At 63.1% G+C, this 15,252-nt stretch carries 11 protein-coding genes and 1 pseudogene; 5 read left to right on the top strand and 7 right to left on the bottom strand.

What is annotated here, in order from left to right; genetic code table 11:
• Positions 1 to 11: 11 nt before the first annotated feature.
• A complete protein-coding gene (locus tag J0663_RS11500; RefSeq protein WP_207240472.1) occupies positions 12 to 299 on the top strand; it encodes a YciI family protein in 288 nt (95 codons plus the stop codon).
• Between the two features lie 33 nt (positions 300 to 332).
• Here the strand turns inward: J0663_RS11500 and J0663_RS11505 are convergent, their stop codons facing one another.
• The 6 genes and pseudogenes from J0663_RS11505 to J0663_RS11530 all read right to left on the bottom strand — a co-directional run bounded on the left by J0663_RS11505 (position 333) and on the right by J0663_RS11530 (position 8,346).
• Positions 333 to 1,133, bottom strand: coding sequence for a TIGR02186 family protein (locus J0663_RS11505; protein WP_207240473.1), 801 nt, complete (start codon positions 1,131 to 1,133; stop codon positions 333 to 335).
• Complete coding sequence (locus J0663_RS11510) at positions 1,133 to 2,053, bottom strand: sulfite exporter TauE/SafE family protein (RefSeq protein ID WP_207240474.1); 921 nt, start codon at positions 2,051 to 2,053, stop codon at positions 1,133 to 1,135. Before J0663_RS11510 ends, J0663_RS11505 begins: the two co-directional genes overlap by 1 nt.
• A 462-nt stretch (positions 2,054 to 2,515) precedes the next feature.
• The gene (locus J0663_RS11515) at positions 2,516 to 6,268 is read right to left on the bottom strand and encodes a peptidoglycan-binding protein (RefSeq protein WP_207240475.1); all 3,753 of its coding nucleotides are present in this window, start codon (positions 6,266 to 6,268) and stop codon (positions 2,516 to 2,518) included.
• A 329-nt stretch (positions 6,269 to 6,597) separates the two neighbouring features.
• Positions 6,598 to 6,837 (bottom strand): annotated as a pseudogene (locus tag J0663_RS11520) (VOC family protein); the annotation flags it as partial.
• A gap of 46 nt (positions 6,838 to 6,883) precedes the next feature.
• The gene (locus tag J0663_RS11525) at positions 6,884 to 7,585 is read right to left on the bottom strand and encodes an SDR family NAD(P)-dependent oxidoreductase (protein WP_207240476.1); all 702 of its coding nucleotides are present in this window, start codon (positions 7,583 to 7,585) and stop codon (positions 6,884 to 6,886) included.
• 77 nt (positions 7,586 to 7,662) lie between these two features.
• The gene (locus tag J0663_RS11530; RefSeq protein WP_207240477.1) at positions 7,663 to 8,346 is read right to left on the bottom strand and encodes a DNA-3-methyladenine glycosylase I; all 684 of its coding nucleotides are present in this window, start codon (positions 8,344 to 8,346) and stop codon (positions 7,663 to 7,665) included.
• Between the two features lie 238 nt (positions 8,347 to 8,584).
• Here J0663_RS11530 and J0663_RS11535 point away from each other — a divergent pair, with 238 nt between their 5' ends.
• The 4 genes from J0663_RS11535 (at position 8,585) to J0663_RS11550 (ending at position 14,507) form a co-directional block, all read left to right on the top strand.
• Positions 8,585 to 10,381 (top strand): acyl-CoA dehydrogenase C-terminal domain-containing protein, encoded by a 1,797-nt coding sequence (locus tag J0663_RS11535; protein WP_207240478.1) that lies wholly within the window; start codon positions 8,585 to 8,587, stop codon positions 10,379 to 10,381.
• 172 nt (positions 10,382 to 10,553) lie between these two features.
• Positions 10,554 to 11,762, top strand: a complete 1,209-nt coding sequence (locus J0663_RS11540; protein ID WP_207240479.1) for an acetyl-CoA C-acetyltransferase — start codon at positions 10,554 to 10,556, stop codon at positions 11,760 to 11,762.
• 68 nt (positions 11,763 to 11,830) lie between these two features.
• Positions 11,831 to 14,047 carry a 3-hydroxyacyl-CoA dehydrogenase NAD-binding domain-containing protein gene (locus tag J0663_RS11545; RefSeq protein WP_207240480.1) on the top strand — a complete coding sequence of 739 codons (2,217 nt, stop codon included), beginning with the start codon at positions 11,831 to 11,833 and terminating at the stop codon, positions 14,045 to 14,047.
• A 250-nt stretch (positions 14,048 to 14,297) separates the two neighbouring features.
• Positions 14,298 to 14,507 (top strand): cold-shock protein, encoded by a 210-nt coding sequence (locus J0663_RS11550; protein WP_207240481.1) that lies wholly within the window; start codon positions 14,298 to 14,300, stop codon positions 14,505 to 14,507.
• 224 nt (positions 14,508 to 14,731) lie between these two features.
• Here J0663_RS11550 and J0663_RS11555 read toward each other — a convergent pair whose 3' ends face one another.
• The gene (locus J0663_RS11555) at positions 14,732 to 15,232 is read right to left on the bottom strand and encodes a MarR family winged helix-turn-helix transcriptional regulator (RefSeq protein WP_207240482.1); all 501 of its coding nucleotides are present in this window, start codon (positions 15,230 to 15,232) and stop codon (positions 14,732 to 14,734) included.
• Positions 15,233 to 15,252 lie beyond the last annotated feature (20 nt).

Genomic DNA, 15,252 nt, shown 5'->3' on the forward strand with positions numbered 1-15,252 from the left:
GGAGCCCTTGGATGTTTTTCGTTACGCTGAAGTTCTCCGACAACAAGGCTAAAGCGCCCGTTCTGATGGAGGCGCACAATGCCTGGCTCAAACGCGGCTTCGACGACGGGATTTTTCTTCTCGCCGGCGGCATTCAGCCGAGCGCAGGCGGAGCGGTGGTTGCTCACAACACCTCACGCGCCGAGCTCGAAACCCGGATTCAGCAGGATCCTTTTATAGCGGAAGGCGTCGTCAGCGCCGATATTCTGGAAATTGCTCCAGCCCGTGTCGACGAGCGGCTCGCCTTCCTCAAGACATAGACAAGAGCCGGACGATTTGCCGACGGTGCCTGATTATTCCTTGCGGAAGATCAGGCTGGCGCCCCAGCCGGTGATGACCGCCAGTGCCACGGCCACGCAGCCGTAAAGGATCGGCTGCTCATGGGCCGCATCGGTGATCGTCTGCTCGATACCGGTCTTGATGACACGCAGCGGCAGCGATTTGTCGGTGACGAAAATGCCGCTCTTGAACAGATAGGCGCGCACTGTATGCACCCCGTTCGGAATATTTGCCGGCAGGCGAAGGCTCGCCTTGAAAAGGTTGGAGGAAACGAACCGCACGCCGCTCGGGTTGCGGTCGTAGAGCCCGCCGCCCTGCTGCAGCCGCCGGAAGGCCTGGCGGAATTCGCCGAGATTGCTGCCGTCGCCGACGAAGCCGACCGGCGTCAGCGGAATGTGGTCGATGCCGATCCCCTGATCGGTCAGTTCGAGCGGCGTCGCCAGGTCGTCGATTCTGCGCGAGCTCGACATCGAATAGGAATGCGGCACCGCCTCGAAGGTCATCGAGCGGGTATTCACCCAGATGCCGAAGACACGTTCCTTACGGCGCACCGTCGCATCCTCACGCGGCCCTTCCAGCACCACGACCACGTCATATTGGCCGATGGCGAGCAACAGCTGGTCGGTATTCGAGAGCGCCCCGAAAATCGTCAGATCCGCGCCGTGGAAATCCGAGGTGATGGCGATTTCGCTCGTCGATGTGCCGATCTCAAGGCCTTCGCGCACTGCTTCCGTCGCCTGCCCCGGCAACCACTGCGCTCCGGCAGTCGGAGGCAGCAGGCAAAGACATGTGAGGACGAAGGCGAGCAGGCGCATCAGTTGCCCCCCATCACGACCGAATAGACGTCGGCCGGCGTCACCACCAGTGCGATCGCCAGACGCAGGCCGACGGCGAGCACCAGCAGGCCGAGCAGGGCGCGCAGCTGTTCGCCGCGCAGCTTCTGGCCGACACGCACACCGTATTGCGCTCCGATGACACCTGCCACCATCAGGATGAAGGCAAGCACGATGTCGACGGAGAAGTTCGTCGCCGCCTGCACGATCGTCGTATAGGCGGTCACGAAGATGATCTGATAGAGCGAAGTGCCGACCACGACATTGGTCGGGATGCGCAGGAGGTAGATCATCGCCGGCACCATGATGAAGCCGCCGCCGACACCCATGACCGAGGTGAGGATGCCGATCGCAAAGCCGAGCGCGACGATCGGAATGACGCTGAGAAAGATCTTCGATTTCTTGAAACGCACCTTCAGCGGCAGTTTGTGCACCCAGTGCTGGTGGCCGGGTCTGCGCGGCGCCGGCGGCTCGTTGCGTGCGGCCCGCCGCATCGCATTGATGCTTTCGAGCAGCATCAGCCCACCGACGGTGCCGAGGAAGATGACGTAAAGCAGCGAGATGAAGAGATCGAGCTGACCGAGGGCGCGCAGCATCGAGAAGATCCAGATGCCGACCGTGGCGCCCGAGAGACCGCCGACCAGGAGTACCGTTCCGAGCTTGACGTCGAGCGTGCCGCGCCGGAAATGGGTGATCGCACCCGAAATCGACGATGCCACAACCTGGTTGGCGCCGGTGGCGACGGCGACGACAGGCGGGATATTGTAGAAGATCAACAGCGGCGTGATGAGAAAACCGCCGCCGACGCCGAACATTCCGGACAGGAATCCGACGGCCGCCCCCATGCCGAGAATGATGAAGATGTTCACCGACAATTCTGCGATGGGCAGATAGATTGTCACAACCGACCCCGAATGATGACCGCTCCTGCAGGGCGGTTTCTGTCACGTCCCCGTTCGAATGCGCACCATACTGTGAAATCGTTGCCAGAGGCTTTCGATCGCCGCTGATTGGGCGGAAAGACCGGTGCCAGAGGATTCGCCGGATTGTGCGCGGCTCGATATGTCCTGGCATAATCCGGCTTTTTTCCGGCTTTGTGACAGGCGTTGGAAAAATTGGGAAAGCCCTTGCGGCATAGTGCCGCCAGGCCCCCGCCGAGAGCTTGGTTGCCCTCACCCCTAACCCTCTCGCGGGGCGAGGGGACGTGCCAAACGCAACGTTGAGGCTGAGGAAGGCAGTGCGGCATACCCTTCGCCCCGTTTACGGGGGGCTGAAGGACGGATCGAGACCAGTGGCTCGACCCCGATCGGTGGCGGCAGCCGGATGAAGCGCAGGTTTCGCGAATTCCGCGTTGAAACTACACCTCAAATCGCCTTGGCGCCCTGCTTGTTGCGCTCGAGCAGCGCCTTCACGGTCGCGTCGGTCACTTTGCCGTCCGGCTCCTGGCCGATCGACTTCTGGAAGTTCTTGATCGCCGTGACGGTCTTTGCGCCCATTTCGCCATCCGGCGCTCCGGCGTCGAAACCATTATTGTTGAGGATTGCCTGAATGTTGCGGATCGCTTTCTTCATGTCGACGGTTGCCGTCTTCACGCCGGTGCCCGCCCATTCGTCGGGGACGTCGATGCCATTGGCGCGCTGGTCGAGCGGCTCCGGCTTCCAGAGGTCGGCCTTGGCCCGCGCCCGTTCGAGCTGGTCGGGTTTCATGGCGTTGGCCACTTCGTCGCGCTTCTGCGCTGCATCCTTGTCGCCGGCTTTGGCGGCAATCGCAAACCACTTGTAGGATTCTTCGAGATCGCCCGGAACGCCGTTGCCGCGAGCGCAGAGAATTGCCAGGTTGAACTGGCTGTCGGTGATGCCGAGGTTGGCGGCCTTGGTGAACCACGAGGCGGCCGTCGCATAGTCCTGCTGGCCGAGCGCGCCGGAGGCGTAAAGGACGGCAAGATTGTGCATGGCGCTGGCATTGCCCTGGCCTGCCGCCTGTTCGTAGAAGCCTTTCGCCTTGGCGATGTCGCGTTCGACGCCGTTGCCCTTCTCGTACATGCTGCCGAGTCGGTATTGCGCCGGCGCAAAACCCCTGTCGGCCGCAAGCTGGTACCAGCCCGCGGCCTGCTTCTGATCGACCGTCATGCCGTTGCGGCCATCCGAATAGCGCGCGCCGATCTCGAACAGCGCCAAGGCGTCACCGCCCTGCGCCGCATCGGCAAGCGATTTCGGCTGCACGGTATCCGGAACGGTGATGGCGGCCTGCGGCGCGGGCGCCGCTGCGGTCGAGCCGTTCGGAACGAAGCTCGAAGTTTCCTGCGTTGCGCCGGACGAATCGGCGGGGGCAAGGGTTGCCGTCCCCTCGCCGTCGAGCGGCGTCGCATCGGTCAGGTGCTCGCCGGCGGCAGGCGGGATTGCTTCCGGTTGCGCCGGTTCGGCGGCTGGCGGTGCGTTTGCGGTTGCCGGCGCGTTCATGTCCGCAGCGCCGGTCTCCGGCTGGGCGGGTGTCGCCTCAGGCAAGGCCGGCTGGGGGTCTTCCATCGCCCCCGTCAGTGCCGAGACCTCTGCCGGCGGCTGCGGCGCCGGCTCGCCGCTCGTCAGGGTCCGGGCCAGCGGAAAGGCCATAATGGCGAGCAGCACGGCGCCGACGGCGAGAAGGATCGGCCGGCGGTAGCGCGAAAAAGCGCTGGTCTTGCCCGTCTTGTTGGCCTTGTCGGCATTCGCAGCCTTCCTCTCGGCCTTGACCGCCGCCTGCTTCGGATTGGCATCCACTTCCATTGCGGCCGCCTGCGCTGCCCGGCGCGCAGCGGCGATGTAATCGGCGCGATCGGTCTCGACGGCAGGTTTGCCGCGTTGAGCATTCTGGCTGGCGCGCACCCGTTCAAGGATCTTTTTGACGTCAGGTGCTCCCGAACCCGGTTCGAGCAGTTCGTTCGCCGCATCCGTCGGCACCACATCGGCGGGATCGATCGACGGTGCGGGGTCGATCACCGCGCGTTCGGTGGCCTTGCTCTCGGTCCTCTTGCCGGGACGCAGCCGTTTGCCGAGGCTGGCGAGCAGCCCAGACTTTGCCGGTACCGGCGTCGTTGCCTCCGGCGGCCGGGTCGCGGCTTCGATGGCGATAGCGCTCGTTGCGCTCACGGCCGCGGCCGGGGCGGCGGGTTCCGCTGCGACCTCTGCCGGGCGGATGACCGGAGAGGCCTTCTCTGCCGGGGCGGCTTCCGGCGTCCGCGCGGCTTCGGCCACCATCAGCGCGTAGGGATCGACATCGAAATCGACGTCGGCCACGGGCATCTGGACGACCGGCCGTCCGCGCTCTTCCATGCCGTCGAGGCGCTCGGCAATATGCACCAGCGTCTCGTGCAGCGCTTTGAAGGTCTTGTGCGTGCGCTCCTCGCTGTCGCGGCTGATATCCTCGAGATGGCGCAGATCCTCGGCCAGCGCCGCCAGCGCGGACATGTCGGCGGCGGGCACGGCGCCCTGCAGGCCGCCATTGCGCGAATAGGCCTCGACGACGGCTTCGGCCGCCTGGCGCGCCGCCTCGATGATATATTCGTCGCTCGTCGCCATATAGTCTTCAATCGCGCCCATGCGCCGGTCGAGGTCGGCGGGGATCTGAGCGCTTTCGCGCGGCTGGCTCATTAGCGCCGAAAGATTGGCGATCTGGTCTTCGAGGCTCTTCAGCGCCCGCGGATCGGTCGGCGGCGCCGCTGTGGTCTCTTCCAGCCGGGCGGCAATGTCGCTCAGCCGGCCTTCGAGACGCTGGAAGGCGTCGTCATCGATCGACGCGACAGGTGCGGGCGACTGATAGGCCATCTCGTCAATACGCCGGGCGAGATAATCGAGCCGCTGTGCCAGCACGTCGTTGACGGCACCGTTCTCGAGTGCGTCGATCTTGCGGGAAATGTCGGACAGCGGTCCGGCGAGGTCGAGCTGGGGTGCTGCCTTCTGGGTGCGTTCCAGAAGATAGGAAAGATGTTCCAGCCGTTCGTCGAGACGCGAGGTCGCTTCCGCCTTGGTCAGCTCTTCGACTCGCGTCGTCAGCGCTTCTAGCCGCATCGCCAGCTCGTCGGCCGGGGTTGCGCGGTTGGCCGCATCATGGCTCATCAGGTCGATCTGGTCGGCCAGCGCCGCAAGCCGGCTTTCCAGCCGCTGCATCAGCGCCGGGTCGTTGGTGGCCGCCGCGCGTCCGCTGGCCGCGATCGCTCGGCTGATCTCATCGAGCCGCGTGTCCATCGCGGCGAACTGCTCGGACATGGCCCGGTCGTGCGGCTGGATCATATTGCCGAACTGCTCCATCGCCGTGGCGATGGCGATCAGCTTGTCTTCCAGCGCCCGAACGGCCGGGCTTTCGCCCATGCCACCAATATGGCGCTTGATGTCGTCGAGCCGGTAGGCGAGCGAAACCAGCTCTTCCTGCAGGCCCTCGGTATCGAGCGCGACAAGCCGGCTCTCAAAGCCGTCCCAGCGATTTTCCATGTGGCGCAGCGAATCCTCGCGCGCCAGCCCGTCCATCAGTGAGCGCAGTTCCTCGAAATCCTCGCGCAGGCCAGCGGCCTCCGGGCCGTTGGCGCGGCCGGTCAGCTGGCCGATGCTCTGGGCAAGACGGCCCATGTCGGCGCGGATCTCGTCGGCGAAACGGCCGTCGCCGGCGCTTGTCTTGATCTCGCGCAGTTCGGCGCGCAGCGCGTTCATCTCACGGGTGACGCCCTCGGAAATATCACGCTTCAGGTCATGGCGCAGGTTGACAAGCGCCTGGGCGATCTCGGTCATCGTGTCGGCGCCGGCGCGCAAGCCAGGTGCTGCCAGCGGCGCGGCCGCGCGCGGTGCGGGTTCGCGTGCCTGCGGGGCCGGCTCGCGCCCATAGGGCCGCTCGCGGGAGGCGTCGAGCGCGCGCTGGCGCTGGCGGATTTCGGCGAGCGGATCAGGGCGCGGCTCGGACGCCTTTGCGGGTCGGGGAGCATAGGAACCGGCATAGGGATCGCGCTCCGCCGCTGCCGGGCGCGGCCGCTGTTCGCGCCCGCTGCCCATCAACCCTTCGATTCGCGCCTCCAGCCCTTCGATCGTGCGGTTCAACGCATCGAGCGAGGTCCTGTCGGACTGCCGGGAAGGATTTGATCGCGATCCGTTCATCTTCTTGCTCGCTTCGACTGCTCGAGCTCTCGTCAGAGCCCGATCCGTGGCTATTCCGTCTGTGGCCCACGCTTGTCACGCGGTCCGGAGCGCATCATCCATAAGAAAATAGTCAATTAGACTTTCCTCAGGCTGAACGATGTAGCGGCATTCTTGGGAAACGCGAGACTGGGAAAAGAATGCGGATCACTACGGCTCAATCCGCACCTTTCACGAAACGTGGTAAACAAGCCGTTAATATCGATGAGAATTTTTTAACGTTTGCATTCCAGAAGCCAATTTGGTCGCCAGTCGCCATGGAATTGGCCAGGTCGGACGGCCATACCCGATCAGGCCGGCCTCGGATATTGCAGCTCGATCTTCACGCCGTCGGGCCATAGACGAAGACCTGGCCGAGGTCGGTGTCGGGAATATCGTAATTTTCGTAACGATAGCCGCTCGCCTTGATGCGCTCCAGAGCCGGCTCGAATTCGTAAAGGCTGAAGGCGACATGAATTGAAAATGCCCGGCGGAAAATCGGTGCTGCGCGATGTCAGCAGGAGATGGATGACGGGTCGTTCGTCCAGATGCCGTGAAAGTTGCCTTCTCCGTCGGCAATACGCCGCGCAAGCCCAGTTAGAAATTTTCCGTCCACGGCCTGACTTCCACCTCCAGCGACCACGCGCTGCGGTGCTTGCGAAGCACGTCGAGATAGGTTTGGGCGATTGCGTCGGGCAAGAGCGTCGCATCCGGTTTGTCTGCCCGGTCCGGCCGGGTTTGCGAGCGCACCGCGCCGTCGATGACGAAATGCGCGATATGAATGCCCATCGGACCGAGTTCGCGGGCGGCACTCTGGGCAAGGCCACGCAGCGCGAATTTTCCCATCGCGAAGGGCGCCGATTGCGCAAAGCCCTTCACGCTCGCCGACGCGCCGGTAATGAGAATGGCGCCGTGCCGCTGTGGTATCATCCGTTGCGCCGCCTGCTGCACCACCAGAAAGCCGCCCATCGCCGTCGTCGCAATCGCTTTTTCGACTTCGGCGGGGTCGAGTTCGGCGAGCGGCCCGCGCAGGCGGGCGCTGGCGTTAAAGATCACCACTTCGGGTCCACCGATTGCGGCGGCAACCTCTTCGAACAGCAACTGGACGCTGGCAGGCTGCGAGACGTCGGCCGCAAATGCCCTGGCGCCGGTCTCCTCTAAGAGCGTCTGCAGCTTTTCGATATTGCGGGCGGCGAGCCCGACCTTGACGCCCAGCCCCGACAGTTGCCGGGCGAGCGACGCGCTGATGCCAGAGCCGGCGCCGACGATGAGGGCGCTCTGATAAGGAAAGTCGGTCATGATATCGTCCTCGATGGATCGTCGGAAAGACGTAGGAAGCCCGACGAGGCCGCGCCACCCCACCGCCCAGCCGAATTTCAGTCCGGCGCGTCAATCGAATAGGCGCTGATGCGCGAGAGGTGGATGTAGGAAAGGCCGGTTTCGTCGGCCCATTCGTTGAAGGCCTGCTGGATCAATTGCTGATCTTTCCTCGTTGTGCCGGAGGAGGAGAGTGGCACACCGGCCGATCTCAGGCAGGCGAGCACGTCGAGCGTGGCGACGAAGCTGTCGCGGCCGATGCCGCGCAGGAAATATTGTCCGGTCATGCCGCCGAGCCGGCTGCCGCGTTTGGTCAACAGCTCGAGAAGGCCGATCTGATCTTCCCGCGGCCAGTCGGCGAAGAAGGCGCCGGCGCTGCCGTGTTCCCTTGCCAGTTCTCGGACGAAGGCGGCATTGGCGCGAACCGACATGATCTTCGCGCCATTGCGGATGATCCGCTCGTCCGATGTCAGCTCGTGCCAATAATCGTCGGGCGCAATATTCAACGCCGCCGGGTCGAAGCCTGAAAAGGCGGCCTCAAAGCCCGGCCATTTCGCATCGATCACCTTGTGCACGAAGCCGCTGTAGAAGATACGCCGGGTCATATCCGCCAGGATGTGATCGTCTGAGGTGGCGCGCAGCCGGTCGTGATCCGGCCGGTGGTTCTCCAGCATGGCCTGCAACGCGGCTGCTCCGCCCTTCCGCTCCTCTGCACGCTGTCTTATCGCCTCGAATCTGATCATCCCCGCGGTCCCCTGAAGCATTTGCGGATTGAAAGACGCTTCCGCTTATATGCCGCTCCCAGATGGACAAGGAAGGGGAGATGACGTCTCCTCGTTCCGCCCGGACTCGCCGGCCGAAGATTTTTTTCAGAAAAGGGAGCGAAGCTGCAGAATTTGACGTTTACGCAAACGTCAATATTTTGTAAGACAGTGCCCGAGGCCGGAGCGATCCGGTCAGTCGAATGGAGGAATTCTGAAGATGCCAGTCTACAAGGCCCCGGTGACCGACACGCTTTTCGTTCTGAACGATGTGCTGGGCCTCGAACGCTACAATAATCTTCCCGGTTTTGCCGACGCGACGCCCGATATGATCGAGGCAATCCTCGGCGAGGCGGCGAAGGTTGCCGAAGAAGTCCTTTTCCCGGTGAATTATTCCGGCGACCAGGAAGGCTGCGTTCGCCATGACGATGCGAGCGTCTCGACGCCGAACGGCTTCAAGGAGGCGTACAGGTCCTATCGCGAAGGCGGCTGGATCGGCCTTGCGGTGCCGGAGGAGTTCGGCGGCCAGGGGCTTCCCTATACGCTGCATGCCGCTGTCGGCGAATATACCTCCGCCGCCAATATGTCGCTGATGATGTATCCGGGCCTGACGCAGGGCGCGATTGCCGCGATCCTCGTCCACGGCACGCAGGAGCAGAAAGACACCTATCTGCCGAAGATGGTGGACGGCTCTTGGTCCGGCACCATGAACCTGACCGAGCCGCATTGCGGCACCGATCTCGGCATGCTGCGCACCAAGGCGGTGCCGCAGGCCGATGGCAGCTATAAGATATCAGGTCAGAAGATTTTCATCTCCGCTGGCGAACACGACCTGACCGACAACATCGTCCATCTGGTGCTGGCCCGTATCGAAGGTGCGCCCGAGGGCACCAAAGGTATCTCGCTCTTCATCGTCCCGAAATTCCTCGTCGGCGAGGACGGAACGCTTGGCGCCCGCAACGCCGTTTCCTGCGGCGCGATCGAGCACAAGATGGGCATCCACGGCAACGCCACCTGCGTCATGAATTACGACGAGGCGACGGGCTTCCTGATCGGCGCCGAAAACCGCGGCCTCAACGCCATGTTCGTGATGATGAACGAGGCCCGCCTGATGGTCGGCCTGCAGGGCATCGCCATTTCCGAGATCGCCTATCAGAATGCCGCGAATTACGCCCGCGACCGCATCCAGGGCCGTTCGCTCTCCGGCCCCAAGGCGCCTGACAAGAAGGCCGATCCGATCATCGTCCATCCGGATATCCGCCGGTCGCTGATGACTATCCGCGCCTTCAACGAGGCCGGCCGCGCCTTTCTGCTCTGGACCGCGCTCAAGTCCGATATCGCCCATCGCGCCACCGACGAGAAGGAGCGCCAGACCGCCGACGATATTCTCGGCCTCGTCACCCCGATCCTCAAGGGCGTAATGACCGACAGGGGCTTCGATCACGCCGTCATGGCCCAGCAGGTCTTCGGCGGTCACGGCTATGTCGAAGAGCACGGCATGAGCCAGTATGTGCGCGATGCCCGCATCGCCATGATCTATGAAGGCGCCAACGGCATCCAGGCGCTCGACCTCGTCGGCCGCAAGCTCGCCCTGAACGGCGGCCGCGCCGCCATGGCGCTGTTCAAGGAGATCGGCGACTTCTGCGAGGAGAACCGCAGCAACGAGAAGCTCTCCTTCTTCACCAAGCACCTGAAGAAGGGCTTGAACGACGTCCAGAGCGCGACCATGTGGTTCATGCAGAACGCCATGGCCAAGCCCGACAATGCCGGCGCTGGCTCGACCGATTACATGCACCTCTTCGGCCTCGTCGTTCTCGGCTATATGTGGGCGAAGATGGCGAAGGCCGCCGAGGACGGCCTTGCCTCCGGTGAGGCAAGCCGCGAGGATTATCTGAAGAACAAGCTGATCACGGCGAAATTCTTCATGGAACGGATCATGCCGGAAACGGCACTTCGCAAGGCCCGCATCGAAGCCGGCGCCGACACGATGATGGAGCTGGCCGCGGAAGCGTTTTGAGCCGGTTCTCCCTCCCCCTTTGGGGAGGGTTGGGGGTGAGAAGCGGTCGGCGCAGCCGACGAAACGATCCGGTGAATCGTTTCGAGCGCCGAACGCCCTGAGTTTAAAACGAAGGGCTATTTGGTCTTCGCAGATTTTGAAGGCGCGTTGGCGCCGCCAGGGAGACGAGACAATGACCGAGGTTTTCATTTACGATCACGTCCGCACGCCGCGCGGCCGCGGCAAGAAGGACGGCGCCCTGCATGAGGTGCCCTCCGTGCGTCTTGCGGCCAAGACGCTGGAAGCGATCCGCGACCGCAACGGGCTCGACACCACGACCGTCGACGACATCATCATGGGCTGCGTCGATCCGGTCATGGATGCCGGCGCGGTCATCCCGAAGGCTGCCGCCTTCGAAGCCGGTTATTCCACAAGAGCGCCCGGCATGCAGATCTCCCGCTTCTGCGCCTCCGGCCTCGACGCCGTCAATTTCGCCGCCGGCAAGATCGCCCAGGGCGCCGACGATATCGTCATTGCCGGCGGGGTGGAAAGCATGTCGCGCGTCGGCTTGGGCATGTCGGGCGGCGCCTGGTTCATGGACCCATCGGTGAATTTTCCGGCCTATTTCATGCCGCAGGGCGTCTCGGCCGATCTCATCGCCACCAAATACGGTTTTAGCAGAACCGATGTCGACGCTTACGCCGTCGAGAGCCAGAAGCGTGCCGCCCATGCCTGGGAGCAGGGCTGGTTCGACAAGTCGGTCGTGCCGGTCAAGGACCAGAACGGCCTGACGATCCTTGACAAGGACGAGCATATGCGCCCCGGCACCGATATGCAGGCGCTCGCCTCCCTCAATCCGTCCTTCCAGATGCCCGGCGAGATGGGCGGCTTCGAGGCCGTCGGCATCCAGGCCCATCCCGAGATCGAACGGATCAACTATGTTCATCACGCCGGCAACTCCTCCGGCATCGTCGATGGTGCCGCTGCGGTGCTCTTGGGGTCCAAGGCGGGCGGTGAGAGCATGGGGCTGAAGCCGCGTGGACGCATCAAGGCTTTCGCCAATATCGGCTCCGATCCGGCCTTGATGCTGACCGGCCCTGTCGACGTGACCGAAAAGCTGTTGAAGCGGACGGGCATGAACCTTGCTGACATCGACCTCTTCGAGCTGAACGAAGCCTTCGCCGCCGTGGTATTGCGCTATATGCAGGCCTTCGACATCGACCATGACAGGATCAACGTCAATGGCGGTGCGATCGCCATGGGTCACCCGCTTGGCGCCACCGGCGCCATGATCCTCGGCACCGTGCTGGACGAGCTTGAACGCCGCGACCTCAACACCGCGCTGGTGACGCTCTGCATCGGCGCCGGCATGGGCACGGCAACGGTTATCGAACGCGTTTGATGGGATCGCGACCCTCTCCACAAGGGGAGGGGGTTCACCGCAAGAGAATTCAGGGAGAGGAATTCCCAATGAGCAGCTACACCAATTTCACGCTCGAAACCGACGCTGACGGCATCGCTCTCGTCACCTGGGACATGCCCGGCAAATCGATGAACGTCTTCACATCAGAGGTGATGGAAGAGCTCAATGCGATCATCGACGCCACGACCGCTGACGCCGCCGTCAAGGGTGTCGTCTTCACCTCGGGCAAGTCCTCCTTCTCCGGCGGCGCCGATCTGTCGATGATCAAGTCGATGTTCAGCGCCTACCAGGAGGAGAAGGCAAAGAGCCCGGAAACGGCGGTGCGGACCCTCTTCGGCCTCGTTGGCCGGATGAGCGGCCTGTTCCGCAAGCTGGAAACCTCGGGCAAGCCCTGGGTGTCGGCGATCAACGGCACTTGCATGGGCGGCGCCTTCGAGCTGTCGCTCGCCTGCCACGGCCGTGTCGCCTCCAATGCCAAGAGCGTCAAGATCGCGCTGCCGGAGGTCAAGGTCGGCATCTTCCCCGGCGCCGGCGGCACCCAGCGGGTGTCGCGGCTGGCCAACGCCCAGGACGCGCTGCAGATGATGACGACGGGCCAGTCGCTGACCGGCTCGCGCGCCAAGGCAATGAACCTCCTGCATCAGGTGGTCGAGCCGGATCAGCTGATCCCCGCCGCCAAGCAGATGATCAAGGACGGTCTGAAGCCGGTCGCCCCCTGGGACGAAAAGGGCTTCAAGGTGCCCGGCGGCGGCATCTGGACGCCGGCCTCCGCCCAGCTCTGGCCGGCCGCCCCGGCAATTCTGCGTCGGGAAACCTCGGGCAATTATCCGGCAGCGCTCGCTATCCTGAAATGCGTCTATGAAGGCCTGCAGGTGCCGTTCGACACGGGCCTGAAGATCGAGCAACGTTATTTCACCGAAGTGCTGCAGACCCGCGAAGCCTTCTCGATGATCCGCTCCCTGTTCATCTCGATGCAGGAGCTCGGCAAGGGCGCGCGTCGACCCGCGGGTATTCCGAAGACCGAGCTGAAGCATGTCGGCGTTGTCGGCGCCGGTTTCATGGGCGCCTCGATCGCCTATGTCACGGCCGCCGCCGGCATTCCGGTGACGCTGATCGACCGCGATATGGAAGCGGCTGCCAAGGGCAAGGCCGTTTCCGAAGGTCTCGTCAAGGATTCCATCGGTAAGGGGCGTCTTACGCAGGATGAGGGGGCAGCCCTTCTCGACCGCATCACCCCCTCGGCCGAATATGCCGATCTCGCCACTGCTAATCTCGTCATTGAGGCGGTCTTTGAGGATCGCGAGGTGAAGAAGGCTGTTATCGAGGCGGTTGAGGCCGTGCTGCCGGAAGGTGCGATCTTCGCCTCCAACACCTCGACGCTGCCGATCACCGGCCTTGCGAAGAATTCGAAACGTCCGGCCGATTTCATCGGCATCCACTTCTTCTCTCCTGTCGAAAAGATGATGCTGACTGAGGTGATCCTCGGAACTGAGACCGGCGACAAGGCGCTCGCCGTGGCGCTCGATTATGTCGCGGCGATCAAGAAGACGCCGATCGTCGTCAACGACACCCGCGGCTTCTTCGTCAATCGCTGCGTGCTGCGCTACATGTCTGAAAGCTACGACATGCTGATCGAGGGCGTGCCGCCCGCCATGATCGAGAATGCCGCCAAGATGGCCGGCATGCCTGTGGGGCCGCTGGCTTTGAACGACGAGGTGGCGATCGACCTTTCGCTGAAGATCCTCAAGGCCACCGTTGCCGATCTCGGCGAGAAAGCCATTGACCCCAGGCACATGGAGCTGATCTCCCGCATGGTCGAAAAGGAGGGCCGCTTCGGCCGCAAAAATTCCAAGGGCTTCTATGACTATCCGCCGAAACCGGCGAAGAAATCGCTCTGGCCGGAGCTGAAGAGCTCCTATCCGCAGAAAAGCCCGGACGAGGTCGACATCGCCATCCTCAAGCAACGTTTCCTCGTCACCATCGCGCTCGAAGCCGCCCGGACGGTCGAGGAAGGCATCGTCACAGATCCGCGCGAAGCCGATGTCGGCTCGATCCTCGGCTTCGGCTTCGCGCCCTACACCGGCGGGGCGCTGAGCTATATCGATGGGATGGGCGTAAAGGCATTCGTGGAACTGGCAGAAAAGTTAGCGTCAGCTTACGGAGAGCATTTCAAGCCGACGCCGCTCTTGAAGGACATGGCCGCCAAGGGCGAGACTTTCTACGGGCGGTTCGATCCTTATCCGAAGGTGGGGCAGGTGGCATAACTCGTTTCTGCCGTCGTGTCGTCGTCACGACGGCAGAAAATGTCCCCGCGATGCCGATCGACTTTTCCTTGCAGCCGCCTTGCCGCGGACACAATTTGCAATTACATCCCCGCACATCGATCTTGCTAGATGAACTTTGAAACGGCGCTCGCGTCGTTCCCGACGACCTTCCTCCAAAATCGGTTTTCATCGCCGCCCCGCCTCTGTCTGGGTTGCAATCTTCTATGAACGATTCGAAAAGGATATCGTCATGAGCACTGGTACCGTAAAGTGGTTCAACGCAACCAAGGGCTTCGGCTTCATTCAGCCGGATGACGGCGCAGCCGACGTCTTCGTCCACATCTCCGCCGTCGAGCGCGCCGGCATGCGCGATCTCAAGGATGGCCAGAAGCTCTCCTACGAGCTCGTCCGCGACAAGAAGTCCGGCAAGATGTCGGCCGACCGCCTCCAGGCGGCCTGAGCCTTCACAGCGCCCACGCGCCTTTGGACGCGCAAAGGACGCTATAACACTTTGACTTGCTGCAAATATGCAGCAGGGCTTGAATATCATCTCCGGACCGTGACCACGGATGTACTGGCACGGTTCGTTGAGATGGAAGGGAAGGTCGGGTTAGCCCGGCCTTTTTTCGTTTCCGACGGGTGATGCTGTGACTTTTCCCAAGAAATGCATCCGCGGCAACCCCGTCAATCGCCACCCGTCTCACCACCCTCCAGCATCTCCATCACCCGCGCCATCACCGCCCGTGCCGCATCGAGTTCGGCTGACGTAAAGGCTGCGCCGAGCCCGTTCGCCCATCCGGCCTGCGAGACCTCGATGACGGCGAGCCGATCCGCCCCTTCCGTCGTCAGCCGCACCAACTTGGCCCGCTGGTGCTGCGGATTGTCGGCATAGGCGATCAACCCTTCGCCCTGCAGAACGTCGGCAAGCCGCTGCACGCCCTGGCGGGCGAGGCCGAGCGTGCGGGCGATCTGCGCCACCGACATGTCGCCGCGCCGTGCCGCGGCCAGCACTTGCCAGCGCGCGCTCGTCTGTCCGGCCGGCTTTGCCAGCTGGTCGCCCGCCGCTGTCAGATGACCGGCGAGGCGTAGGGCCGTGATCGCGAAAGCGGAAAAGGCATCTCCCTCCATCGTTCGCTTCGGTCGATTTCGTTTGACAACATGTTGTCTATTTTGTATCTCATTCATAATGACAACATATTGTCATA

This window comes from Rhizobium lentis, assembly GCF_017352135.1.
GTDB lineage: Bacteria > Pseudomonadota > Alphaproteobacteria > Rhizobiales > Rhizobiaceae > Rhizobium > Rhizobium lentis.